A 23,131-nucleotide genomic window follows, 5' to 3' on the forward strand; every position below is an offset into this window, starting at 1 on the left:
ACGCCGGAAATCGGGTGGCGCCATTACGGCGACAATTCAGTGGCGCCTTTACGCCGGAAACGAAATGGCGCCATAGCGGCGAAAATTCACAGCCCGCCGCGTACGAGCGGAAAATGGCAGTACATGAACCTATTGTTGCGCCTGAAATTACTTGACCACCACACCGCCACGCCGATTAGCTGAGGAGAGGCCCCCCGGTATCTCTCGGTCACCGCCTTCGTCAAAAGCGTCATTTCTTCCCGTATTGCGCTGCGGCTTCGGCCCTTTTCTGCTGGAACTCATTTAACACGATCAGGGTCTTGGCCCCTTGGGCATTGGTGCAGTTGATACCAGTTGCCGTCTCGCGCCACGCCGCCTGCTTGCTTGGTGACATGGTGCTTAACTCCGATTTTTCGAACCCATCGCACTTTGCAGCAACGACTTTTGTTTCTTCGGCATGCGTCGCGTAGTACTGATAGGACTTCAGCTCAGCAACGTCCGTTGGGTTCTTTTGGCACGCGCTAAGCGCAGTAAGCAATGTGAACGCGAAAACAGTTTTGGCAGCGTAGTTCATGACAAATAAATAATTAATTTCCATAAGGAACTACAATATAGCTAAGAATTTTTGAAAAGTCACTTATAGTTATCATTAAGTTCCTCATGGTTGGTGGACTGTCTTCTACTGAGAAAAGATGCTTGGACTCATGGAAAAGTCCAATGCAACTGCGTCCCCCAGAGAGATTTTTGGCAGAAATCTACGACGAGTAAGGCGGCTAAAAGAAGTCTCTCAAGAGGATCTGGCGCTGAGCGCAGGGCTCAGCCGCACCTATGTCAGCGAGGTTGAACGAGGAGCCCGGAATGTATCAATTGACAACATGGGGTTGTTGGCTGAGGCACTGGCCATTCCGCTGAAAGACCTTGTCGACCCCGACATGTTCTCAGAAGTAGCCAAGCGACTTTCCTGAGGACGGTCTGTATATAGGATAGGCCGCGCAGCCGATCAAAAGTTTCTTGTAGCACAATGCGGTCGTTGTGAGACGATTACTCACGCGCCTGCTTCCGCACGGTATTTTATGCTTCGAGGCATCCGGTCCGGGGCACGGCTTCGTTGCGTTATTCTTTGTAGTTCATGCCTTCTTTGTTCATTTCGCTGCGCTCCCATTCACCGTCATCGTCGTCATCCGACGAAAAGCTGCCGCCAAAACCGCCCAGTAATGCAACGCCAGCCAGTAAAAATATCAACGTAGTCATCATTTCTCCTGAAAGTTTTCGAGGTCGCGTTCACCGTAAGCCCTGCGACGCGTCGGCTCCTTGCCTTTCGCACCGATGCAACATGCATCCCCTGCCAGACATTCCTTTCTCTACCGGAAGCAATCGGCAATTGATTTCCTAAGCATGCCAGGGTGAATATTATCCTATTTTGGGATATTTTTAAAGGGATGCTCCCATTGGTGGATGAAATCCATCCACGATCCCAGGTATATTCAGTTTATTGAAATTCTTACAAAATCACGGGAAGATGCTCGTATAACGCAAATCGAACTGGCCAAGAGATTATCCAAGCCGCAGTCATTCGTCGCGAAAGTGGAAAATCTTGACCGCCGTATCGATATCGTGGAACTGGCTGACTGGCTGAGCGCACTTGGCTTGCAGCAGAGGGAATTTGCTAGCCGCCTGAGCTGGTGGCAATGAGGGCTTACGACGTATTCAAGTGTTCTGTGAATCCCCGTAACTAGCCGGGCAATATCTTCCCAACCGGCAGCTCGACGCCTCGATGCACTCGGCACGGTTCAACAGGGCAAACTCCAGAATGAAGCCAGTCAGACCTCGTCAAGGCGGAGGCCGTCTTTCCCGAGCGCATTGTGCATCAACCAGACAGCCATGTTGAGTGGCTCGCCATCGTTGCCGAGTATCACCAGCAAGAATCCATCCATGGTGGCGCCAAAGGCATCCAAATACTCCCGTGCCGTCTTCAAATCCTGCATTGAGGGCGACGGGCTGCGCTCAGGATGGGTATGCCATAGACCGACGGCATGCTGTCCTGCGGAAAATTGATGATGGCGATCGCTAGTCGCTTGTTGGATGTCCGGTATAAAAGCGTGGCGCCGACGTTTATCCTTCCGGTGAGGGCCGGTGACGACATCGATCAAAATATCGGGCAGGTGCGGTGCCGGACTGAATAACTGGCCCCCGGCCTCCGACTGAAAAAACTTGCGCTGTGCATGCTGATACATATGCATCAACACCGCCTCAGTGAAGACCAGCAATCCCGCCTGTCCGGGCAAACGAAACATCCTGCTAGACATGGAAGTCCCGTTGTATTAATCCCGCCTCCATCCCATCCGGCAAATCGACCCAGGCACGGTGAACCAACCCTTGGCGCTGGCGATCCAAGTAGCGCTGTGCCCGGACCCAACTGCGAACATGTGAGCTGCCGACACGGCCATCAATGACATCCAGCGCAGCTTCCGACACCAGCCCCACCCCATACGCGGCGGCCGCTGGCGTATAACTTTGAAACCGGCTGCTGCAACCTGGTTCCCGCTGAATGACATCATCCGGCCAAGCCACTGACTGGAGTTGTTCCATCTGGTCGGCATCGCCGCGGAACCATTGTGTCTCCGGCAGTAAAATACACGCGTGCGCTGCAGCGACGTACGGCTCCATCCAGCCGATCACCAGCGGCACCGGATCCGTCTGCCTGCTGGATTCCAGCGCAAAGCGCACTTCTGGTTCGCCAGTTAAATCAAGAATCAGATCAATTCCATCGGAGGGGCGCCGACGTAGCCAGTTTTGAGCCGAAACAGGATGGGAGCTGACCCGGCAAGCTGGGGTGGAACGGGCCACCTGTCCGGCAACACTTTGTGCTTTGTTAACTCCGATAGACTCCACCCCCAACAAATGACGGCCCACATTCGCAGCTTCCATCAAGTCGGGATCGACAATCGAAATGCGTCCGATGCCTGCCCGCGCCAACTGGTCAATCACCGGACTTCCCAGTGCGCCTGCGCCGATCACCAGCACGTGGCTTAACTGACGCTTGATCAGATCACGGTTACTGTCACGGCCACTGGTCCAGGCGGGGTCGAGACGGTAAACGATCAGTGGAAGCAACTGGAGATCCGGTCTGTGACTGCGCAATTGCCCCTTCTTAGCTTGCTGGACAGGCCCACCATCCAGGTGATAACCATAACTGCCGCTGGGCGCACGCAGCAGTACCAGACGGTGTTGAGCGGCATTTCTCTTGGGCGCATTGAATTGACGCAGCGTGGATTCATCCACCCGCATCGCCAGCAATAACGCCAGCTCCTTTTTATTTTTCGGCCAGATCGCCGGGGTGAAGGCAAAATCGACTGGGATATCCAGGACCATAGCGCGTGCGACCTGGCTAGCGCGAGGGCCAAATGAATTGCGGATGCGCTCCACGAACGAAGAAGGCTCGCCAACGATCACTGCCTTCAACGGCAACAACAACGCCGCCTCCACTAAACGGGGACGCGCAGGCCGCTCATCAACGGTATAAATCATATGCACCGGTGCGCCGCGCGGCTCGCATCTGGCGATGTGAATTTCCCAGTAATTCTGGGACTCGGCAGCGAAATCACCATCCAGCCGCCCCTCCTGCCAAGGTTTCAAGAACTCTTCGGAGAAGCGATACAGCATATCCTGGATGCGATGCTCCGGCGATGCGCCACTTGCCGGACCCGCATCGCCAGAAAAGCACAACCCGCCAGCGCTGTCGACATGGGGGACCTTCAACACCGCATCCGGCGACAGGCGTATGCGCGCGCAAACGCCGGGAAACCCACCGGGTAGCACCAGCCACGCAGCGGCAAAATGACGCGCCGAACACAGGGCCGGCAAGCGTATACGAAACAGCCGCTCACGTTCACCTGATGCAGGTTCATCCTGTGCCAGATCCGGATGATCCCGCAGGAAGATGTCAAATGGGTCGCTCAACTGCTGCCTTTGCGTCAGGCCAAGCCTCGCGTCGGCCGCACCGGTGTGACAGCAGAGGGCTTGGCAGCCGCCAAGCCACTGAACAGCGGACCAGATGGGCTTGGGCCGCGGTCTGCGCCAGTGGTGCCGAACGCGTGGTGAACCTTTTTACGTATCTCGGTCAACTCCGTCGCTTCAAGAATCGCTGTCAGGTCGGTGGCCAATAGTTTGCACCAACGTGCAAATGCCTGCGCGCGCTCACCACCGTCCTCATTCCATTTCTCCGCGAAGTTCTCACCGTGTACCGTCGGGTTAAAGATTTCATAGTGGCCGTTTGACCTGTCCGGCATCTTGGGTAACATTTCGGCAAGATCGCATAACAGCGCGATTGGATGGACATAGGTCTCCCCATTGTCAGCCAAGCCCTCATAGGCCTGGGTCAGCAAGGTGACAATGATGACGGAGATCGGCTTGAATTCACCAGGCAGCAATCCCCGGTGGGCAGCCATGTCGCGGTGCCGTTTAAAAAGACGAATCGCGACCCGCAATGTATCCGACAAAGGCACCTCCTGGTCCGGAACCGGGGTCACGTTGGCCGCATCCATCGCCTCGACAACCATCCTGCGCTGGACCAGCAACGGCCGCTTGGCCTGATCGTTAATCCAGGCCGCAAAACCGGCAGGATTGGACGTCTTCCAACCTTTGGTCGGACGGTCCACCACGGCCAAGGCGGTTTCATGATAACGGCTCGTCGGGCGATACCTGACCGCCCCTAACGCGACTGTAGGAACGGTCGCCAATGGAATCGACGGCGTGAAATCAATGTAATAATCCTTGTTCTGGTAATGAACCCGCCAGCAGCGTTTCATCGCCTCCGTTTCATAGTTGTCAAGCGCCGAGCCGACTTCGTCAAAGAACGCGATGGGGTCCTTTGCTTCGATCCTGCTAATGTCGACCTGGCAAACCGCATCGATATCAAACTTCGAGTTACTTGGGCACGCCACCAGTGTTTTCGTGCTGGTTGAACCCTGCGGAAGCACTTGAATAGCATCAGAAGGCCATTTCAGCTTCTCGACCAGATCGCGGCCCAGATCGTTGTAGGCATCCGAAGCTTGCCCGACCACTTTGGCGTCGACCGTAATGTGGCGGTTCACGATATCCAGCTCTCGCTCCCAGATAGTCGGCTGGCGTTCGGATAACACCCCAGCTTCCGCTCGCCCACTGTCCATCGATTCATTGGCCGGCTGTAGCAAGCGATGCCCCAATACCTGGCTCAGGGCGCGATCACGCTGGGCGAGCGCCGCTTCCGCCAACCCACCATAATATGTTTTGGTCATGCCACTTTCCCTTATCGTAAAAGAATCGTTTTGGGGACACCATCCCCGCTTGAAGTTGCGTCATAGGCACGACTTCCGTCGATCGTGATCGCCGGGCGGAATGACTCTTGTCCGTTCGGCCTGTCGTAGACGGTGTAGGTAGAGTGGTTTCCAGCCTGCAACAGCTGACCGAATTTGAATAGCGTGCTGGCGGGCGACACACCAATCAAATGCACGTGGGTGGCATGCAACTGATCTTGAATTAAGTTGATGGCTGCGCGTGCCACATTTGTAAATTGCGCCAGGTCCAGAGGATGCGAGATCACGTTCTGCCCTGGCTCCTTGGCTCGTACCCGTACGTGCTGCATCGAACCATCGCCGAGTCCAGCACTCAATTCAGGACTCAGTGTTGACGCCGATGCAAAATTGACCCATACGCCGACATTTCACTGCCTCACCCTCGCTCCAATCGAGCCCTTACCGTTACTGCGCTCATACCGCTTCATAATGGGTCAGTCAGACGTCGGTAATCGGATCAATTTCTTGTCGGCGTCAACACCTCCGCGAGTGCGGTCGCCAATACACCCGGCAGGGCCTGTTCCATGGCCTTTATGAGATCCAGCGCTTCGGGATCGGTGTAGGCCATGGTGGTGTCCACGCTGGCGTGACCGAGCGCGCCGGCCACCTGGCGAATATGGATGCCGCCCAGAACCTGGCCCTTGGCGAAGGTGTGCCGCAGCCAGTGGGGTGAGGCCTGCTCCAGCCGCTCCGCCGCGGCGTGTTCTCCCCGCGCACGTAAGCTTTGAGCGCCCTGACTCAACCGATGTTTCACGGCGCGATACAGGCCATGGCGGGTTTCAACCACGCCCCAGGCACCGACATAGCGGCGGTTGCGCGCGCTCTGCACCACACCCGGCGCGGCGCGCGCCGGATCGGTGCGCGGCGACAGCAGTAACGGCATCGTGTCGCCCGTGCCCGGCACTGGCGCCAGACCGAACGCCTGCCGGTAGGCCATCAACGCATCGAGAGTGGTACGCGTCACCGGTACCGTGCGTTCCCGTCCCCCTTTGGCGCTGGCTTCGTCGACGCGGAACACCCAGTAAGTGCGGCCGCTTTGAGGATCGCTGATGCGGTCGAACGCGCCCATGCGGGCGCCCACCAGTTCGGACGCGCGCAGCCCCAGTTCGCGCAGCGCGACCAGCATAAAACGGTCACGCAAGCGCAGCCGACGCGCCTTGCGGCTTTCGCCTTCCCCTGCCTCCATCCCCTGTAAGACGACCTGGTAGACATCCAGGCTGATCGCACGGCTGGCATCGAGGCGCCGCCCCTTGCGTACTTTCGTCAGCTGCATCGGATTGAATGGCAAATAGCCGGTACCGTGCAGCGCGCCGAACATCGACTGGATAAATCGCAGAATGTCGGACTGGCTGCTGGCGGCCGGCTGCTTTCGGAACGGCGTATACCCATCATCCTCCGGACCGACAAACCGCTTACCAGATTTCGCGCACAGCGCATGCGCCGGCAGCTCGGTCAGGAAGCTTTTAAAAGCGGTCACCTCCTGCATGCTCCAGCGCCCGGGCGGCAGCCCGATCACGCGCTCGCAGTACCAGCGCAGTTTGGCCAGGTGGTAGCGGTAAGTATTGATGGTTTCCTGCGACCCGTTGGGGCTGTTGCCGGCGATGGTCTCCAGCCAGACCTCGATGGCGGCCCAGTCGTCGGCCACCGGGCCCAGGCTGTGCCGCTGCGCGCGGTCGACCAGGAGCTCGCCGGCGTCATCTTCCTCCATCCGCACCAAGTCGTTCATCGCACGCCTCCGTCACGTCGCGGGGCGCCACCCTGCTGCAGCACCAACTGGCGGTACATGTCGACCTCCCCCTCTTTTTTCCTGACGAGGCCTTCCAGGTAGGCGCAGCGCTCGCGCACTTCACGCGTTTCGCCGCGCACAGCGTCCACCGCCTGCATGGAAAAGCGGCGCATGTCCGCCAGTTCCTCGGCCAGGCGCGTATAGCCGGCCTGCTGCTGCGCCAGCGCGTCGCGCGCGGCCTGTTCCTGCTGTTGCGCGGCCTGCAGCAGCGCCTGCGCCTCCTGCAGCTGGCCGGCCAGCCGCGCCGCCCGGCCGCGCGCGTCGTCGCGCTCGGCTTCCAGTTCGCGCATGCGGGCAATCAGCATTTCAAACTGCGCCGCGGTGTCGCGTCCGGCGGCCTGGCTGCCGGCCTGCGGCAAGCACTCCAGCAGCACGCGGCGCAGCACTTCGGCGACAGGAACGCTGGCGTCATCGTGCGGCGCCAGCGCGCCGGCAACCGTGGCCCCCACCGCCAGCTCCTGCTCCAGCACTTCCTTCTCCAGGGCCAGGGTGGTGGTCGACGGGCAGCGCCCGGGCGCATAGGCTCCAAGCAGGCGGCGGTAGATCGCCGGGCTGTACGTTTTGCCGGTGGCGTCCAGCACGGCGCGCAGGAACGCGCGCACGAACGGCCGGTGGTTGGCGGGATCGAGCGGGAACTGCTCGGCGGCGGCGTTGACGGCGGCCGCCAGCACTCTCGCCTGGTCGTCGGACAGGGAGAAACGGGGCCGCCCGCCGCGCACCGACGATGAGTGGGCCAAATTGGGGTGACGCGTCACGGAATTCATCGGTACATTATCAGGTGTTTTTATACCGATGTAAACATGCCTAATTAACTTAGCCTTCCTTAAGTTAATTAATAAACCAAAGGCCGCTTGGCATTTAGTGGACGCCTTTCGGCCATAATCCAGGGCCCCAAAATGGGCTCGACATTGGACTCATGCATTGGACTTTCGCGCGCGAAAGTCGCCGCGCGCCCTTCACCTTCGGTTTGCTGGCCTTTGAGAATGAGGGATTATCAATAACCGTAAATCAGAAAATTTGCTCATCCAACGCTCCCACTTGTGTTTTGGCATGGCTTGTTGCTACACTAAGCACAGCCAAGTCCAGGCCGAGTTCACGCCTCAAAGGGACGGCAGTACCCGCAGCAATCAACCTTAACCCTGCGCTTCTTTTCGAAGGCACGGATAAGTAACGTGAATTATCCGTAGCTACTTACGAAAGGAAGACACATGTCTACCCACTTCACTCCGCTCGTCCACGCCCTACGTGACGTACTCTCCGCTCACGGCACCCGATTCACTCTCGGCCATACGCACCAGCTCGTCGCCGCCGCGCTGGGCTACAAAAGTTTGGCTGCCTTGCAATCTGCCTGGCGATCCGGCGGAGAGTCGGACCAGTTCAATCCATCGCAGCACTGGCTGGTGGACCGTACCCAGATACAATCCCGGGCTGCCACCTTGGCAATCGAGGTTGACCTGGAGACGTTCATTGTCGGCCTCGCCTATGCCTCGCGTGAAGTCAACGGTGCAGCCGTACACGGCACGTCCGCGTCGCTGCATGATGACTTCGTGTTCGAAGCACAGAGGATGGCGGAGCAAGACGACCAGGTCGCCATTCAGATGGCCGATACCAATTGCACAGGGCCATTCGAAGCGGAACTGGAGGTTTCGACCAACATGCCGGCAGCGCTGCAAAATATGGGTGACGAGCTTGTGTTGGAATTCACAGGGGAAGTGCAAGGTGACCACGACGAAGACCGCGGCTTTTCCGGCGATTCTGTCAATGTGATGGTTGAAGCCCGATTGCCCGTGCACGGGCGGCGCATATTCGGCACTCCCTCCTTTTACGTCAGTGAGGCGGCGTTGGACTGGTCTTGGGCCACCAGCCGTCAATCTGGCGATGAGGATGTTGGCGAGGGCGACGACTGGCCCGCATAATGCCGTTGTGACTTCAGATTGCCGATATCCGTAGGACACACTATGGGCACCTCACGCAGGAGCAGCATACTCCTGCGTGACCACGCAAAGTATGTCGGCCACGATAACGGGCCCTCATATCTTTCCCAGCTTTTCCGGCTTTCCCAGCCATTTCCTTCCTAGAGACACTGAAGTTTGGCAAGCTGTCATTCAATGTAATGGACAGGGGACGGACATGAGCAACATACCTGGCGTGGCAGAGATCATTTTCTTCGTCGTGCTGGCGGCAACCTTTTTAGTGGCGTGGATCGGCCGCCGCCATGCACAGTCCCCCAACGACTTGGGAGGGCGAACATTCAACCGCTGGTTTGTGGGGCTGAGCGCGGGAACCACCGCCAATAGTGGCTTCGTCGTGACTGCTGCGATAGGACTGGGCTACAACTTCGGCGCCCAATGGCTGCTGTTGCCGGTGGGCTGGCTGCTGGGCGACCTAGTGTTCTGGCGCCTATTCCCACACAGGATCAATGCCTACGGTCGACGTTTCTCCGCAACAACACTGCCCTCGGTGTTGCGAGCTGGGCTGCATGGAACGCAGGCTCGCATTGTCTCCGTGCTATCAGCGCTCATCATTGTACTGTGCTTAAGCGGTTACACCGCTGCACAATGGATGGCTGGGCAAAAATTTCTCGCCGGTGCGTTCGATATGCCGGATATGGCAGCGTTGCTGTTATTTGCACTCACCATCATCGCCTATTCCGCAATCGGTGGATTTACTGGTTCCGTTTACGCCGATACCTTACAGGCGGTGGTTCGTGTCAGCGGTACGGTTATTGCGTTGCTCGCTATTGGCATTGAAATTCAAACGGATACCAGTACGTTTGCCAGCAATATGAAATCAGCGGGTGAGGATTTCTTGAATCCGCTCCCGAACGGAAGCGTTATTTCTGCCCTGACATTTCTGGCAGGTTTTGCCGGCGCAGCAATCGGCTTTGGCCTAGGTCAACCGCAAATTCTTACCCGTTATCTCGCGGGAAGCTCGCCGGAGGAAACCCAGGCAGCCCGCTGGATTTATATCACTTTTGTACAATTCACATGGATAAGCATGACCGTTTTCGGCATTCTTCTACGCGGCGTCATGCCGGGCATTGAAGATCCGGAAGCGGGATTGAGCGTATTTTTCCGCTCACATATCAATCAGATAGCCACCGGCATTATTGTCGCCGACATTTTCGCCACAATTGCGGCCACATCGAATGGATTGCTTATCGCGATGGCCCAGTCCGTCAAATTCGACCTGTTGCCCGAATGGGCACGTGGCAGACGTACTATCCATATGAGCGGACTGGTTTTGCTGGTTGGCGCCGCCAGCATGCTACTTTCCCAGTTGATTCACGGCACCGTGGTCACACTGGCCCTGTCGTCGGTTTCAATGATGGGCGCCGGGCTAGCCGCCGCCGTGATGGTCAAAGTCTGTGGATGGAGACATAATGGAATCTCCCTTATTTCAGCAATGCTGATTGGCCTGTTCTCCGCTGGACTTTGGAAGTGGGCCGGATTTGGTTCGCTTATTAATGAGGCAGGTATTGGAATGCTAGCCGGCATGGCATTAAACTGGTATTTGGCAAAACGAAATGAGCAGATGCCGGAATCAAAACAAACCGAAGAGGCTTATTTAGAGTGAATTACTGAATGTTCGATAGGAGGGGATCATGCCGCAGCGGCCATCACGAGGTATCGTAGACTGGGAAATCAAACGGCAAGCCATTGATGTTCTGTTTTCTTGCTATACCAACAAAGACACTGCATCCGCCATTTTAGGTCACAGTGCGAGTTTCGACGAAGTCGAAAACCTAGCGCAATCCCTCAAGTCCTGGAAGAAATCCGATCCCATCGGATCCACGGGCAAGATTTTCATTAGCAAGCTGCAGGATAAGTTGAGGGAAATGGGATGTACTGCGCCCAATCTTGAGACGGTTATCAAACACGGCAGTTATCACGATTTTCTCAACCTATTGCCTGAGGAAAAGCGTAGCGGGTTACCGCGGGTAGAAGAGCCCATCATCATCCAGCAGGCGCATAACACCAAGCAGGCCTTCCATCAAATGTGGATTCCTGCGGACGAGTCCTCGGAAAATACACGTTCCGCCTATCAGAATGGCCGGATCGATCAGAAATTTCATTATCTGAGTCCTGACGCATCGGAAATCTGGCGCGCGGTCGTGAATTCAGGCGCGTATCACCAGTATCACGAGTGCTACGCAGCGCTGGAACATTTGTGCAAGGAACCGCTGTGGCAGGATTTCTATAACCAACACGATGTCGATGGCGTGATCATGCTTGGCGGAGGCGCGCCGTCTAAGGACCTACTGATCATATCCAGCATTGCTGGCCAACCACTGAAGCGGCAGACTCTGCACTACACCATCGTCGACTTCAGCATGTACATGTTGTCCCAATCGTTTCACATGATCGATAGTGCGCTACGCAGCCGTGGCGGGGGAGCACGAGATCAAGTTGCGATGCACCTGTTGAAGACCGACTTCTTCCGGATGGTAGGGGCCGGGGAGCAGTTACGCCGACCAGGCAAGCGGGTAGCATGGCTGATCCCTGGCGGTACGATTGGCAATCTGAATGAAAGGCACCTTTTTCAGTCTATCAGGCGGGAAGCGCAAGAGGGAGATCTGCTTGTGGTAGGTGCGGAAACCCTTGGCTCTGGCGATATTGAAGCCATTCAAGAAACCTTGCGGCGAAAATACAACACGCCTGAAATCAAGCGATTCGTGGAAACCCCATTGCACGCGGTCTGGCGCGAGTTGAATAGCGAGCTGGACATGAGGGATGCGATGAAACAGCTAACCGTTAGTGTGGTGGATGGAGAGGATTACGGTCACAGTGTTATTCGCGGTTCTCTAACCGTGGAGGTTTCTCTACCTCTTCCGAAGCAGAAGATCGTTTTGCTGACCTCAACCCGCTACCAGGAAGCTAGCTTCATTGATTTCGCCGCCCGTAGCGGGTTCATTCATCAGATATCAGTTGCCAGCCCGCTAAATGCCAACTACAAGCAGATGGTGTTCAGCTACAAGGCAAAGTAAGCGGGCGGGGTGTCAGGCAGGGAGTGTGTAGCTGACACGCAAGATGCCTGACTTCGATTTCATTGAAGTCAACTTAATGTTGCCAATATCTGCGGTTGAGGCTACGTGCGTGCCGCCGCAATGACTAGCCGGATATTCGCCGAATTTGATGTAACGCGTGCCATCTGGATGGACATAGGATGAGACCTGGAGTGCCTGGCACAGTTGAACCTCCAGTTCCTCATGTAAGTGTTTCAGCTGTTCGCTAGGCGGCACGGACGAGGTATCGCCGATCTCGAATTCAACCCGTCCCTCGCCTGGATAGTGATGACCACTCACAGCACGCAGCCCTGGTGACAACTGTTCGGCAACATGAGCAATCAAATGGCCGGCAGAATGCCAGCGCGACTGGTCTGTACGCCATGACCTGTCCAGACAGGCAGTCACCGCATCATTTGCCGCGAATGCAGGGGTGCCTTCGACCACATGCCAAGTGTGGCCTGTGGTCGGATCGCGAAAGACATCGGTAACAGCATGGCCATTTATGGTTCCCCGGTCGGCGCGCTGGCCGCCGCCGCGGCGATGGAAGATCGTCTCCTGCAATACAAGCATGGTCTTGCCTAACTTATTGTCCACCGCAGTGACGTGAGTGGCCAGCTCGTTCAAGTCAGGATGGCTCAGATAGATCAGGGTGCACATATCAATCTCCTCAAAAAAATAGCGGGACGCGAGGCCCCGCCCGTGAATACTTAGCTGTAGATTGCGCCAGGTTTCTTCGATCCACGCAGGGCCAAGAAGCCCGAGCAGGCAATGCGTTCACCTTCGGTCAACACAGATACTTCATGAACGAACTCTGCGTTGAAGATGATGAGCTGGCCTACTTGCGGTGTCAGCGTCAGGACCGGATGCGGCAGCTTGTTACGGTCCAGTCCATAACTATCCTTGAGTTGCAACGCAGCAAACTGCTCTGGCGTTTGGGGACCAAAATCCCACAGGTTCAGGTCGCCGCCAACACCCGTTTTGATGTAGATATTCAGGGCGAAGCGTCCACGCTGAGACTGGGCCACAGGGTTGTTTGGCAGATCCCAGTCCGTGCGGTCCACATGGGGCAAGGCCGTGCTGCCAACCTTGTAGTAACGGGTCAGGCCCTTGTTGCTGGGCTCCCCCGCGAAAAGACGTTCGGTAATGCAGCCGGCCGGCAGGGCTTCATCCAACGCCAGTTGCACAATATCGACCGGGTGTGCCAAGCCCTTCAACTCCTGGCGGAACTTACGCAGTTGTTTCAGGGCCGTCTGACGATAGCGTTGCTGCCCATCACCGCTGGAGTTGATCTCAAAGGCCGCCAAGCCATCCTTGCCAATCGATGGTTCGGCGTTGTACACCGTGCCGTCGTAGTCTTTCTTGAACAGAGATACGATGCTTTCCGCATGCGATACGCTGATCAGATTAGACACGCTAATTGCCAAAATACGGCGGGACGTCAAATCCAGAAAATCCTGATAGCGGATTTCGCTGACATCGCTGAGTTCACGAACCATAATGGTGTTGTCACGAGCGATGCGGTTAGCGTGATATTTGCTGATTTCCATGATGCGCTCCTTTTCGTGTGGGCAACTCCACAATGCCCCTTTCCCAATTTTGTTGCCAGGAGATGAACGAGGTATGGATGGGGACGCGCACTCGCCCTCGATATTTCCAAAGACAACGGCGAATGGAATTTATGAGCAAAATCAAAACAGGACAGGAATTTCCTGGAATTTTTGAAAGGTGTAAGAATTCCCATTCTTGCCCTCGCTGGCCAGAATCGGTCGTCAGCCGCTCTCGCAGAACGGCGACACCTTACTCGTACTATCTGAAGGACCGGCATATCCAGAATTGGAAATCTCTGGCCAAGATCGGACAGTAATCGACCAGGTTTAATATCTCCCGCTGCGCAGCGGTCACGGTGGACCGGCATGGGTGGTCACACGTAAGCGGTAAATCAGCGGCGTTATTGACGTGACTGGCGTTTGTCGCTCAGGTAGAGGGCAGAGCGCAGCGGATTGGCGGCAAACAGCGTCTTCCAAACGCGCGGCGTCAACTGTTCCACCTGAGAGGCGGGATGGCGGTCGATGCGTTGCAAGACGTCGACCAGATAGTCATACGGATCGACATCGTGCAGACGGCAGGTCACCAGTAAGCTCTGGACGATGCCCACATGTTTGGCGCCCAGTTCAGTCCAACAGAAATTCCAGTTCCGGCGACCCATGGGAATAACACGCAGGGCGCGTTCCAAGTGATTGGTATCAATCTGGACATCGGGATCATCCAGATAAACCATCAGGCCATCACGCCGGTCGTGAATGTATTTCAGCGCCTTGATGAAGGGGCTGCTGGGCAGGAAACCCTGCTTCTCGAAGCACTTGTCGATCCACTGGAAGAAGCGCTGCGCAATCGGCCTGGCATGGGATTGACGCCAAGCGCGCTTGGCCGCCCCGGTTAATCCCTGCTGGCGAATGTGTTCTTCCACCGCATACAGGGCGGCGATGTGCTCCAGTGCGGTTTCCGCCTGGGCCGGCTCGACATCCTTCGCCTCAAACACTTCCCTGCGCGAATGCGCCCAGCATTGGGCATGGGTCAGCCCGACCTGTTTGGCATAACTGGCGTAGACGATATAGCCGTCGCTTAACAGCACGCCGTCCTTGGGCGGCGACAAGCCGAGCATGTCGCGCACGTGCTGGCCCGAACGCACCGACGAATGCGTGAAGCAAATTTCGTCAAGTTCGCCATAGATCGGCCAGAAAAACGTGGTTTTCATGGTGCCGGGACCGCTCAGGCCGGCCTTGATCGGCACCTCGTCCATGGCTTTGACGCGGCTGGTGCGGATCGAGTCGAGTTGGGCCTCGTAAATCGGTTCGATCAGCGCCACGCTTGACTGCATCAACTGGGTCAGCCAGGGGCGGCTGACGTTGATACCCGAATCGCCCAGCCGGCGATGCTGGCGGTAGAGCGGCATGTGGTAATCGAACTTGTCGATCATCATGCCGGCAATGAAGCTGACGTCGGCGCGGCCGCCCGCGATCACGCCAACCGGCGCCGGCGGCGCACGTCAGCGTGTCGGTGTCACGCCGCTTGATCACCGGGCGCACATACTTGAGCACGACATAGCTGCCGGGGCGTTGCGCCAGGCGATGTGTGACCTTCTCGCCGATCACCTCGTACTGGTCCGGCTTGAGCAACTCCATGTCCGGATTGGGCACGTGGATAACCTCCACCGGCACCTTCCGTTCGTCAAAGAACAGGGTCGATTCGTCGACGCCGTCGCCGGGCCGTTTGGACTTGCGTTCATGACCGGCCACCACGGTTTTCTTGCCCGGCAGCGGCATGTCCGGCACCGCATCGAAGCCGATGCCCAGCACGCCTTGCGCGCCATCCGGTTCCGGGTGGCGCTTCTCGCTCTTCTGACCAAAGATCTGGCGCTGGAACCACGCCACTTGGCGCTTCAGGTTGGCGATTTCCCGCTCCTGCTTGCCCACCAGGTCGGCCAGCTGTGCTGGCGTGCGCGCGTCGGTGGTGGTGGCAGTTTGCTGGTCGGTGGGCATGGGGAAATTGTAAGTCATTGCGGCATCGGCGGGCCATGGCTGGGCGCGTATACAACACCATGGCGGTAACGGCGGCGCACCCGCTTGGGCTCGATGCCTTCAAGCAGCAGCTTCAAACCGGTCCAGTCCATTTCACGTGTGGCCGCCGCCTCCCAGTTGCTCAGAAAGCGCCCCCGCTCCAGCCGCATGCTCCATACGCACAAACCGTTGCGGTCGAAATACAGCACCTTGATCTGATTGGCCAACCAAACAACATTCAGCATACCGTTCACAACTCGTTGTCGTTCAGTACCGGTGGCACCCATTGCACGGAAAGCAGCTAAAACTGTATCGCCGTAAAGGACGCGATGGCACGGAGTACGTTCATGCGGAAGTGCGTGCCGGGCTATATCGTGAGCTTCCAGCCTGGATGTTTGATAAGGAGCTCTGCAGTGCAATGACTTTAGGGCCGCCCCTAGTAAGCCTGGCCGCACTCATTGAGCTGCGAGCCATGCTTTCCGGGGGCTTGCCTGGCGCCTCGAAAGGGGGATCATTGGACTCCTTGAAAAACAAGGAGGTGAGATCAAATGAAGCTGCCATCAGGGATTTCGAGAAATCAGCTCGCGTTGCCACTGACGAGCGATATCAGGAAAGTGCCGCCCATGGCGGAACCGATGCACGCCGAATTGGTGAAGGCGTTGGCGGACCTCCTGCTGCCCCAAAGACTCCGCAGTCGAAATGATCAGTGTGGATGAAACAGCGCGCCGGCTGCAGATATGTGTCGGTTCGGTCCTGCGCCTTATTGCCGAAGGTGTCCTGCCTGCCACCCAACTGATGCATTCCGCGCCATGGCAGGTTCCTGTGGCTGCATTAACCTCGGAGGTGGTTCAGATAGGCGTCCGAGCAGTGATAGACCGGCGTCCGCGAAATTTCGCGGTTTTACAGGACGAGAAGACACTTAGATTGCCCGGATTCGAATAGGAGGATGCATTATGAAGAACGATCGGCGCGCCGGTTAATGAAGGCAAATAAATTTCCTTCGAGCGGATCGCGCCCCATTGCGTGTTTGCCCAGCGCATACAGGCCGTCATACGACAGGCGCATGCTGGTCGGCTGCCCATACACGAACACGCGGATTTGCCCTTCAGGGAAAAACATCAGTGCCTCGCAATGTGCAGCACCAAGCCGTGCCCCAGCTCCAAGCGGATTTCCAGCGTCGCGGCGCCAGTGTGCGCATCGTGCCGCTGGCTGCGCTCGGTCCGCAGCGCGCCAGCATCAATGAAGCCGACCGGCGCCGAAGGCGCACCATCGGCCATGCCCAGCTCTTTTTGCCAGCGATAGAACGACGCCAGCGATATCGACTCCGTCTGGCAGAATTCCTTGACCGGCAAGCAGCATTGCGCGAACCGCTCCAACCGCTGCCGCCACTGAGCCTGCTTCCGCGCCTTCGCCTCCGTCATTTCTTGCATGGCCAATCTCCGTCGTGTTGAACATGACGGCAAGTGTGCCGGTGCGGCTACCGGATGAATACAACGCCGCTGAGTTACCGCTTACTCGGGCTGTACACCTCAATGACGCGCATGCGAGCTGGCCTGGCTGTCAAAACTGCGGATTGGAAGCGTGCAGGTTTACTCATGATTTCAACATATTCCCCCCACTTCTATGCATCGAAAGCTAGGAATTGACATGTTTTCTTGCCCACGGGCTTCGAATTGATAACTTTGCTTTCTTTTTTACGTTGGTAAAGATGTCAATTTAAAAGTGACACCAAGGGGGAGTGGCCCGTTTTTGCGTTGACAATTTTGCTTTCCGCTACGGAAGCAGACCTTCGCTCATGCTGTGACAAAGTGAGATTTTTCCTGATCAATAATCTGCTATTGTTGGCCGCTTACGGGCCACCGGCCTGTCGCCGTTGGAAAGAACCTCAGTTAAGAAGCTTTATGAATTTGTTGCCGATGTGACCGGCGATAAATTCGGGCATGCGCCGGTGTATTTCGAGCGCGCGCTCGATACGCAATCGCCAGGGTCGAAACTGGGCGAGTTGACGGTCACCGACAACGCCCCCGGCAGCCCGCGCACCGTGAGCTTGACCGGCACCGGAAAATAGCCGGTCGCGGCCTCCGCGCCCGCCCCCCTTACAGGAATACAACATGAGTCTGAAATACGCCATCCTGGCTTTGATCACCTGCGCGGCGTGGATTACCGCACCGGCGCAAACCATGCGGGTGCACGCCATCGACGTCGGCCAAGGCGCCGCCACCCTAATCGAGTTCCCCTGCGCCGCCATCCTGGTCGATACCGGCGGCGAAACGAATGCGCAGTTCAAGAGCACCGATGCGCTGACCGCCTACCTCAATGAATTCTTCGCCGGCAGGCCGGACCTGGGACACACTTTGCATTCGCTTGTGCTGCCCCACCCACATATCGACCACACCCGCGGGGTGAAAGCGGTGCTGGCCAAGTATCGCGTGCTGAACGCAGTCACCAATGGAATGGAAACAGGCTCCGGCCGTCTCGGCCAGATCGCCCTGCACCAGAAGGTCCAAGCCGCGGAAGAAACGCCCGATGAGGACGACGACATCGGCTTGGCCACGGTCTGGGTCAAGGACCTCCCGGCCAAAGCGGGACGCACCGACCCCGTCATCGATCCGGTCGCGTGCGACACGATCGATCCAGTGATCACCGCCCTCTGGGGCAGGGTTGACGAAGGCTACCGCTGGGACAGCAAGGCATACGCCAATGCCAACAACCATTCCGTGGCGATCCGCATCGACTTCGGCAAAGCATCCATCCTGATTTCCGGCGACATCGAGGAAACCGCGATACGGGCCATGACCACCCATTACCGCGGCTCCCGCCTGCTCGACGTCGACGTCTTGCAAGTCAATCACCACGGCTCCCACAACGGCACCACCCGCGACCTGCTGCTGGCAACGTCGCCGAAGTACGCCATCATCGGCATGGGCAGCGAGGAACGCCAGTTGGCCTGGACGGCGTGGAAATACGGCCACCCGCGCAAAACGGTGATCGATGAACTGGTCCGCCACGTGAGCGCCTCTCGTCCGCAAGCAGATGTCTCGGTATCGACCGCCGCGACGGTCTTCCGCCCTATCACGCTCACTAAGGCGATCTATGGCACCGGCTGGGATGGCACCGTGGTGCTGGAAGCGGACGTGGACGGCAATTGGCTGCCCTACGACCGTGCCCCCAGGCCGCGCCGCATTGACCTCAATACCGCAACGGTCGAGCAGTTGATCCAGCTGCCGATGATCGGTCACGCGCGCGCCAACGCCATCCTCCGCTACCGCACGGAACATGGCCCCATCGGGCAGGTCGAAGCGCTGCTGAACATCCCCGGGATCAAAGCCGGCACCGTCAATGCGATCCGCCATCTGGTGCTGCCATAGGCACCCGATCCACGGCATTTTCGGACCGCGCAAGCGGGACACGGGCGGCCCGCCCGCGCACCAGCGCACCAGCGCACCCGCTCGCCAGCGCCGGTCAGCCGGGCGGCACCGGCTGACCGGCGTCCCCAATAGTTGAAGGAATCTTTACCGGATGAATGACCTTGGTGTAGGGCGTCTTCAATCCCTCCACATGCCAGTTGCACCATAGCCGGTCTTGCTTATCCGGTTCGATCGCTAGCCAGTTGCGCGCGCCGATCAAATAATGGTTGCGTCCGGCCAGCGGCTGCATCGCGGCGGTCATGCCTTGGTCGATCTGCTCGACACCCGGCGCGGTCGTCTCCAGCACGTAGCGCACCAGGGCTGGTGGTGGCGGATGCACGATGCCGGTAGAAATCAACTGGTTGATCACCGACTCGCCGCGACCCGCATCCAGGTCGCGGGTCGACTCGATGACGGACAAGGCGCCCACATGCACGTCGCCGGACAGGATGGTGACCCGCGACTTCGTGCCCTTCGCATGGGAAAACAAGCGGTGGATCAGGCGCTTGCGCTCCTGGATATGCGCCGCGCTGGACCAGTGGTCGCGCAAGTCGTCTTCCAGCTCTTGCTGGCCCGGCAACACACCCAGCAGCTTCTCGATGGCGCCCAAATCCAGATAGGCGACGGGTATGCTGGACATCAACAGCAAATGCCCCCCCGGCACGCCGCCATTGGCCCCCATCCAGTCGTAGATCGCATTCCAGCCCGACAGCGAAATGACTTGCTCGGGGTCCGGCATCCGCTCCGAACGCAGATCCGGCACCAGCAGCGATAGCTTTCCGAGATTGCTGAAACCCAAGTGAAAACCATCGGCTTTCGTGATCGCCGCAGGGTGCCGTTCGCCACTCGCGCATTGAAGCTGGAACAGCTCGAAGTATTTACGCGCGATACCGAATATCCCCTGGTACACGGGGGAGCAATGCCAGTCTTTAGGATAAGAGCCCCAGCCATCCATGATATCGTGGTCGTCCCACATCATTACCGTAGGGATGGACCGCAGCACCCGTGCCATCTCGGCCTTCTGCCAACGCTCCAGATACATCTTGCAGAAGTACTGATCCAGCCTTTTCGCCATAGCTTTCGTGAAGGCTGCCTTGAAGCGCTCACTTGCAGGACGGTCCAGCCAGGCGACCAATTCCGGGATTTCCTTCCACATGCCGTCGGAGTACACCTGGTCACCGCCCATCAACATCAGGTGATAGGCTTGATTCGCATGCGTGTCGCCCAGATGGCGCCAGCGCTCGTAATGGTCGTCGCCGGCCTTCATCAACTTCGCATCCGAATACCCGTTGCATGAGCCGAAGGCCATGCGTGGCGTCTCGCCTGCGGGAGGGACGACAAAGCCGCCCTGTTCTCCGCCAACCTCATAATCCACCTTGCCGGCGACCGCCCCGGCCGGGGCATGAAAGTCGACCCGCCAGACGGTCATGGTCGGATTGTCGAAGGGGATCGCCGCTATGGCCTTCGGCGCATCCGCCACGGCGCCCTGGGCCCTGACTGTGGGCGAACCGTCCGTGGTGTCGAAGACCAGCAGCGCGCTGATCAGGTAGTCATTGTAATGTCCCCGGAATTGGAGAACGGGACCCAGCCTCAAAGCCATGAAAACACCTCCACATACCCTTAGATTGCATGAAAAGAATGTTTCCAAGGGTACAGGAATTTATTTCATTAACTCTCACAAATACTCACGGAATTTGTTAAATATATAATAATTAATCTAACAATCCTTAGCATAATTGCATTGACAGTGAACGAAGTAAAAGAGTGTAGTTAAAACCGGAGGCATGATGGGAATAGACGTCAACCGAAGTAAAAGTGTGAAAAAAACGAAGTAAAAGTGCATACAAACTTATTAAATCTAGCGTGCTGAAAAATTCCTCTTTTAAAAACAATCGCTTATGCCGGATTGCGAAGTAATTGTGTAAAAAACTTAGTGCTGCGCCGCTTCTTGCTTTTGGGGAACAGCACGAACGTGCTTGGCGGAGCGCGCAGGCGCCATGTTTCCCGCTCCAATTCCTTGGCGCCAAGCAGGTCGATGCAATCGAGCCAGTCCGCCCAGGACGCGGCCATGGCGTCCTCGAACGCCGACATCGTGACGTCAATATCGTCATCGTCATGCGCACACTGGCTTGCCTCCCACTCCGCGATGCCGTACAGGGGCAGACAATGGGCACGCCGAAGCAGATACGGATTGGAGCATCCCTGCCACGTCATGCGCCAGTAAGCGAAGGCGAGCGCCCGCGCGCCAGGCGCCGCATCGACCGGCAGCCCCCGAACCAAGCCCCGGTACCACTGCCGGCCATGGTTGTCGCATTGCCGCCAAAGCCGATTCGCCTGCCGCCAATAGCATCGTTCCAGGCACGTGTGCTGCAGGCTGGCGGGCCAGCGTGAAACGAGCCGATGGAGCACCGGCGCCGGCGGAGTAATCGCCGGCATGCGCGCCCTGCTGACAGCACCTTCGAGTTGGCGTGCGCCGAGCACGCCATCCATGTCGGACCAGGCTGGCAGCCTGACACGGCGCCGCAGAAAGGCCTGCCAGCGGGCGATCAGCTCGACACTGCGCGCCGCCATGACACCTGCCACAGGCTGACCGCCAACCGATAGCGGCAATTGCGGCGCGCGACAAGTGGGACAGTTGACCGGCCCGAATACCATCGAGTTTCCCGGCGCGTAGGCCTGCGGCGCACCACAGCGGCGGCAACGATCGCGTAACGGAAAACCGTGCAGCGGACAACAGGCGAATGGCCGCAGCTGATGGATGATGAAATGATGGCCATGACGCGCGCATTCCGGACAAAGCCGCAGCCTTTCGTGCATGAGTGGCCGCAGACATTTCAGCGGACCATCGAGAAAAGCATCCCGGATCCGCCAGACTGGAAAACCCAATGCCCTGCCGAGCGCTTGCGCGACGCGCGGCGTTTGTTCGGGCAACAGGGGATCGCTCTGGGGCGCCGCGATGCCCAGCAGCGCCGACACTTCGCAGGCCGACAACGCGTTGGCGGCGGCAAGTTTGGCCGCCCACGCCCAGGCCGATTCATACGGCGCAAACAGATGCCCGGCCAACTTCGGCAAGGCCACCACCTTGACGCCGCCGAGCAGTACGATGAGCACAGGGAGTGGCATCGGCGCGCCAGTCTCAGCGTCCCAGTCCCCGGGCGTTGCGCTCGACCGCCTGTTCGGAGGCGACATAGCCGCAATGCTGCACAACCTTGGTCCAGTGGCTTTCGTTCAATGCAAAGTCGATCGCATCCTGGCGCAGACCATCGAGCAGAATGGCCTCGACCGCGCGCGAAAAATATTCCATCGGGATTTCGACCGCGCCGGCCAGGCCCGCATGCTGGTGGGCCTGGGAAAATGCATCCCACAGCATGTCCGCGCTCGTTTCCAGGCGCGTGCCGGCGTCGAAGGCGAACGGATAGTAATAGCGCGTAAAGCTCCAGTCGCTGCCGGCCGGGTACGCGTGCTCATCGTAACTCTTGAGACAGGTCGCGGCGTCGAGCGCGCTGCGGACGCCACGGAAGCGCAAGGTCTCCACCATGAAACGCTTGACGACATGCGTGTCGCCGGATTCCTGAAAACGTGCCCGTTGCTCGCACAACCGTTCCTGGCCAAACAGAAATGTGGTCAGGCGCACGCCGCACTGCGCCAGTTCGTCATGGACGTCGCGCAACCACTCATATTCGTGCAGGGAATAACGCTGCGCCTCGTCGCAGAAGAATATGACTAATGAACTGTTGGCATCACCAATCTAGGCATGCCAGTGCTCCATCGGCAGTTGGCTGGTGATGATGGTGACCTTGTTTGCGGCGCGGTCATCGATTATTTCCAGAAAATTCGGGTGGGTCGCGCTGTCGATGGCGCCCATGCCCCGGTCGTCCAGGATCAGCACATCTGTTTTAGCCAGTTGCATTACCGCTACCATGGCGGATACGCAGCGCCTCCTGCAAACGCGGTACTTGCTTATCGAGGGCCGAGTAGCCGCGTCGGCAAGCGTATTGCGCGAGGGCGCAGGCAAATCAGGATTTACCGGCGCGGTGGGACGGTAATCAGGATGCTGTGGC

24 protein-coding genes and 1 pseudogene are annotated in these 23,131 nt (G+C 58.0%); 7 read left to right on the plus strand and 18 right to left on the minus strand.

What is annotated here, in order from left to right:
- Positions 1–229 precede the first annotated feature (229 nt).
- Positions 230–577 (minus strand): hypothetical protein, encoded by a 348-nt coding sequence (locus AC1RRC_RS32425; protein ID WP_493060002.1) that lies wholly within the window; start codon positions 575–577, stop codon positions 230–232.
- Positions 578–683: 106 nt separating this feature from the next.
- Here AC1RRC_RS32425 and AC1RRC_RS32430 point away from each other — a divergent pair, with 106 nt between their 5' ends.
- A complete protein-coding gene (locus AC1RRC_RS32430) occupies positions 684–944 on the plus strand; it encodes a helix-turn-helix domain-containing protein (RefSeq protein WP_493060004.1) in 261 nt (86 codons plus the stop codon).
- Positions 945–1,092: 148 nt separating this feature from the next.
- Here AC1RRC_RS32430 and AC1RRC_RS32435 read toward each other — a convergent pair whose 3' ends face one another.
- Positions 1,093–1,233, minus strand: a complete 141-nt coding sequence (locus AC1RRC_RS32435) for a hypothetical protein (RefSeq protein WP_493060005.1) — start codon at positions 1,231–1,233, stop codon at positions 1,093–1,095.
- 201 nt (positions 1,234–1,434) lie between these two features.
- On the opposite strand from AC1RRC_RS32435, the gene AC1RRC_RS32440 reads away from it, so the two are divergent.
- Positions 1,435–1,671 carry a helix-turn-helix domain-containing protein gene (locus tag AC1RRC_RS32440; RefSeq protein ID WP_493060006.1) on the plus strand — a complete coding sequence of 79 codons (237 nt, stop codon included), beginning with the start codon at positions 1,435–1,437 and terminating at the stop codon, positions 1,669–1,671.
- A 128-nt stretch (positions 1,672–1,799) separates the two neighbouring features.
- On the opposite strand, the gene AC1RRC_RS32445 is transcribed toward AC1RRC_RS32440, so the two are convergent.
- The 6 genes from AC1RRC_RS32445 to AC1RRC_RS32470 all read right to left on the minus strand — a co-directional run bounded on the left by AC1RRC_RS32445 (position 1,800) and on the right by AC1RRC_RS32470 (position 7,853).
- Entirely contained in the window at positions 1,800–2,285 is a 486-nt protein-coding gene (locus tag AC1RRC_RS32445) for a Mov34/MPN/PAD-1 family protein (RefSeq protein WP_493060008.1), read from the minus strand.
- On the minus strand, positions 2,278–3,939 hold the full coding sequence (locus AC1RRC_RS32450; protein ID WP_493060009.1) for a ThiF family adenylyltransferase: 1,662 nt from the start codon (positions 3,937–3,939) through the stop codon (positions 2,278–2,280). Before AC1RRC_RS32450 ends, AC1RRC_RS32445 begins: the two co-directional genes overlap by 8 nt.
- A gap of 14 nt (positions 3,940–3,953) precedes the next feature.
- Positions 3,954–5,255, minus strand: a complete 1,302-nt coding sequence (locus AC1RRC_RS32455; protein WP_493060010.1) for a nucleotidyltransferase domain-containing protein — start codon at positions 5,253–5,255, stop codon at positions 3,954–3,956.
- A gap of 11 nt (positions 5,256–5,266) precedes the next feature.
- Complete coding sequence (locus AC1RRC_RS32460; RefSeq protein ID WP_493060011.1) at positions 5,267–5,629, minus strand: SAVED domain-containing protein; 363 nt, start codon at positions 5,627–5,629, stop codon at positions 5,267–5,269.
- Between the two features lie 140 nt (positions 5,630–5,769).
- Positions 5,770–7,038, minus strand: a complete 1,269-nt coding sequence (locus AC1RRC_RS32465) for a tyrosine-type recombinase/integrase (protein WP_493060012.1) — start codon at positions 7,036–7,038, stop codon at positions 5,770–5,772.
- On the minus strand, positions 7,035–7,853 hold the full coding sequence (locus AC1RRC_RS32470; protein ID WP_493060013.1) for a hypothetical protein: 819 nt from the start codon (positions 7,851–7,853) through the stop codon (positions 7,035–7,037). The genes AC1RRC_RS32465 and AC1RRC_RS32470 overlap by 4 nt, the downstream gene beginning before the upstream one ends.
- A gap of 453 nt (positions 7,854–8,306) precedes the next feature.
- Here AC1RRC_RS32470 and AC1RRC_RS32475 point away from each other — a divergent pair, with 453 nt between their 5' ends.
- From AC1RRC_RS32475 to AC1RRC_RS32485, 3 genes are all read left to right on the plus strand, one after another.
- Positions 8,307–9,014 carry a hypothetical protein gene (locus tag AC1RRC_RS32475; protein WP_493060015.1) on the plus strand — a complete coding sequence of 236 codons (708 nt, stop codon included), beginning with the start codon at positions 8,307–8,309 and terminating at the stop codon, positions 9,012–9,014.
- Positions 9,015–9,228: 214 nt separating this feature from the next.
- Complete coding sequence (locus tag AC1RRC_RS32480) at positions 9,229–10,674, plus strand: sodium:solute symporter family transporter (protein ID WP_493060016.1); 1,446 nt, start codon at positions 9,229–9,231, stop codon at positions 10,672–10,674.
- Between the two features lie 28 nt (positions 10,675–10,702).
- Entirely contained in the window at positions 10,703–12,085 is a 1,383-nt protein-coding gene (locus AC1RRC_RS32485; RefSeq protein WP_493060017.1) for an L-histidine N(alpha)-methyltransferase, read from the plus strand.
- Between the two features lie 12 nt (positions 12,086–12,097).
- Here the strand turns inward: AC1RRC_RS32485 and AC1RRC_RS32490 are convergent, their stop codons facing one another.
- The 6 genes and pseudogenes from AC1RRC_RS32490 to tnpA form a co-directional block, all read right to left on the minus strand.
- Positions 12,098–12,763, minus strand: a complete 666-nt coding sequence (locus AC1RRC_RS32490; RefSeq protein ID WP_493060018.1) for an alanyl-tRNA editing protein — start codon at positions 12,761–12,763, stop codon at positions 12,098–12,100.
- Between the two features lie 50 nt (positions 12,764–12,813).
- Positions 12,814–13,653, minus strand: a complete 840-nt coding sequence (locus AC1RRC_RS32495) for a 2OG-Fe(II) oxygenase (RefSeq protein ID WP_493060020.1) — start codon at positions 13,651–13,653, stop codon at positions 12,814–12,816.
- Positions 13,654–14,054: 401 nt separating this feature from the next.
- Positions 14,055–15,663: pseudogene (gene tnpC, locus AC1RRC_RS32500) on the minus strand (IS66 family transposase).
- The gene (tnpB, locus tag AC1RRC_RS32505) at positions 15,660–15,908 is read right to left on the minus strand and encodes an IS66 family insertion sequence element accessory protein TnpB (protein ID WP_493060035.1); all 249 of its coding nucleotides are present in this window, start codon (positions 15,906–15,908) and stop codon (positions 15,660–15,662) included. The pseudogene tnpC and the gene tnpB (AC1RRC_RS32505) overlap by 4 nt, the downstream one beginning before the upstream one ends.
- Positions 15,909–16,614: 706 nt before the next feature.
- Positions 16,615–16,782, minus strand: a complete 168-nt coding sequence (gene tnpB / locus AC1RRC_RS32510) for an IS66 family insertion sequence element accessory protein TnpB (protein WP_493060022.1) — start codon at positions 16,780–16,782, stop codon at positions 16,615–16,617.
- Entirely contained in the window at positions 16,782–17,093 is a 312-nt protein-coding gene (gene tnpA, locus AC1RRC_RS32515; protein ID WP_493060023.1) for an IS66 family insertion sequence element accessory protein TnpA, read from the minus strand. The genes tnpB (AC1RRC_RS32510) and tnpA overlap by 1 nt, the downstream gene beginning before the upstream one ends.
- Before the next feature lie 488 nt (positions 17,094–17,581).
- Between tnpA and AC1RRC_RS32520 the strand changes: the two genes are divergently transcribed.
- Together AC1RRC_RS32520 and AC1RRC_RS32525 are read left to right on the plus strand one after the other, a co-directional pair.
- Positions 17,582–17,731, plus strand: coding sequence for a hypothetical protein (locus AC1RRC_RS32520; protein WP_493060024.1), 150 nt, complete (start codon positions 17,582–17,584; stop codon positions 17,729–17,731).
- A 43-nt stretch (positions 17,732–17,774) separates the two neighbouring features.
- Positions 17,775–19,031 carry a helix-hairpin-helix domain-containing protein gene (locus AC1RRC_RS32525; RefSeq protein WP_493060025.1) on the plus strand — a complete coding sequence of 419 codons (1,257 nt, stop codon included), beginning with the start codon at positions 17,775–17,777 and terminating at the stop codon, positions 19,029–19,031.
- 94 nt (positions 19,032–19,125) lie between these two features.
- Here AC1RRC_RS32525 and AC1RRC_RS32530 read toward each other — a convergent pair whose 3' ends face one another.
- From AC1RRC_RS32530 to AC1RRC_RS32545, 4 genes are all read right to left on the minus strand, one after another.
- The gene (locus AC1RRC_RS32530) at positions 19,126–20,670 is read right to left on the minus strand and encodes an alkaline phosphatase D family protein (protein ID WP_493060027.1); all 1,545 of its coding nucleotides are present in this window, start codon (positions 20,668–20,670) and stop codon (positions 19,126–19,128) included.
- Positions 20,671–20,966: 296 nt separating this feature from the next.
- Positions 20,967–22,181 (minus strand): hypothetical protein, encoded by a 1,215-nt coding sequence (locus AC1RRC_RS32535; RefSeq protein ID WP_493060029.1) that lies wholly within the window; start codon positions 22,179–22,181, stop codon positions 20,967–20,969.
- 25 nt (positions 22,182–22,206) lie between these two features.
- Positions 22,207–22,740 (minus strand): hypothetical protein, encoded by a 534-nt coding sequence (locus AC1RRC_RS32540; protein WP_493060031.1) that lies wholly within the window; start codon positions 22,738–22,740, stop codon positions 22,207–22,209.
- A gap of 78 nt (positions 22,741–22,818) precedes the next feature.
- Positions 22,819–23,131 (minus strand): ATP-binding protein (locus AC1RRC_RS32545; RefSeq protein WP_493060034.1); only part of this gene is annotated, 313 nt, incomplete at its 5' end.

Source organism: Pseudoduganella sp. GW821-FHT12E03 (assembly GCF_058807115.1).

Bases quoted from the DNA above. Each gene is read 5' to 3' on its own strand.
- AC1RRC_RS32475 (WP_493060015.1), top strand. From the start codon at position 8,307: ATGTCTACCCACTTCACTCCGCTCGTCCACGCCCTACGTGACGTACTC.
- AC1RRC_RS32485 (WP_493060017.1), top strand. From the start codon at position 10,703: ATGCCGCAGCGGCCATCACGAGGTATCGTAGACTGGGAAATCAAACGG.
- AC1RRC_RS32445 (WP_493060008.1), bottom strand. From the start codon at position 2,285: ATGTCTAGCAGGATGTTTCGTTTGCCCGGACAGGCGGGATTGCTGGTC.
- AC1RRC_RS32430 (WP_493060004.1), top strand. From the start codon at position 684: ATGGAAAAGTCCAATGCAACTGCGTCCCCCAGAGAGATTTTTGGCAGA.
- tnpB (WP_493060022.1), bottom strand. From the start codon at position 16,782: ATGTTTTTCCCTGAAGGGCAAATCCGCGTGTTCGTGTATGGGCAGCCG.
- AC1RRC_RS32435 (WP_493060005.1), bottom strand. From the start codon at position 1,233: ATGATGACTACGTTGATATTTTTACTGGCTGGCGTTGCATTACTGGGC.
- tnpA (WP_493060023.1), bottom strand. From the start codon at position 17,093: ATGCAAGAAATGACGGAGGCGAAGGCGCGGAAGCAGGCTCAGTGGCGG.
- AC1RRC_RS32495 (WP_493060020.1), bottom strand. From the start codon at position 13,653: ATGGAAATCAGCAAATATCACGCTAACCGCATCGCTCGTGACAACACC.
- AC1RRC_RS32480 (WP_493060016.1), top strand. From the start codon at position 9,229: ATGAGCAACATACCTGGCGTGGCAGAGATCATTTTCTTCGTCGTGCTG.
- AC1RRC_RS32490 (WP_493060018.1), bottom strand. From the start codon at position 12,763: ATGTGCACCCTGATCTATCTGAGCCATCCTGACTTGAACGAGCTGGCC.
- AC1RRC_RS32440 (WP_493060006.1), top strand. From the start codon at position 1,435: ATGAAATCCATCCACGATCCCAGGTATATTCAGTTTATTGAAATTCTT.
- AC1RRC_RS32465 (WP_493060012.1), bottom strand. From the start codon at position 7,038: ATGAACGACTTGGTGCGGATGGAGGAAGATGACGCCGGCGAGCTCCTG.
- tnpB (WP_493060035.1), bottom strand. From the start codon at position 15,908: ATGCTGAATGTTGTTTGGTTGGCCAATCAGATCAAGGTGCTGTATTTC.
- AC1RRC_RS32530 (WP_493060027.1), bottom strand. From the start codon at position 20,670: ATGGCTTTGAGGCTGGGTCCCGTTCTCCAATTCCGGGGACATTACAAT.
- AC1RRC_RS32455 (WP_493060010.1), bottom strand. From the start codon at position 5,255: ATGACCAAAACATATTATGGTGGGTTGGCGGAAGCGGCGCTCGCCCAG.
- AC1RRC_RS32525 (WP_493060025.1), top strand. From the start codon at position 17,775: ATGAGTCTGAAATACGCCATCCTGGCTTTGATCACCTGCGCGGCGTGG.
- AC1RRC_RS32425 (WP_493060002.1), bottom strand. From the start codon at position 577: ATGGAAATTAATTATTTATTTGTCATGAACTACGCTGCCAAAACTGTT.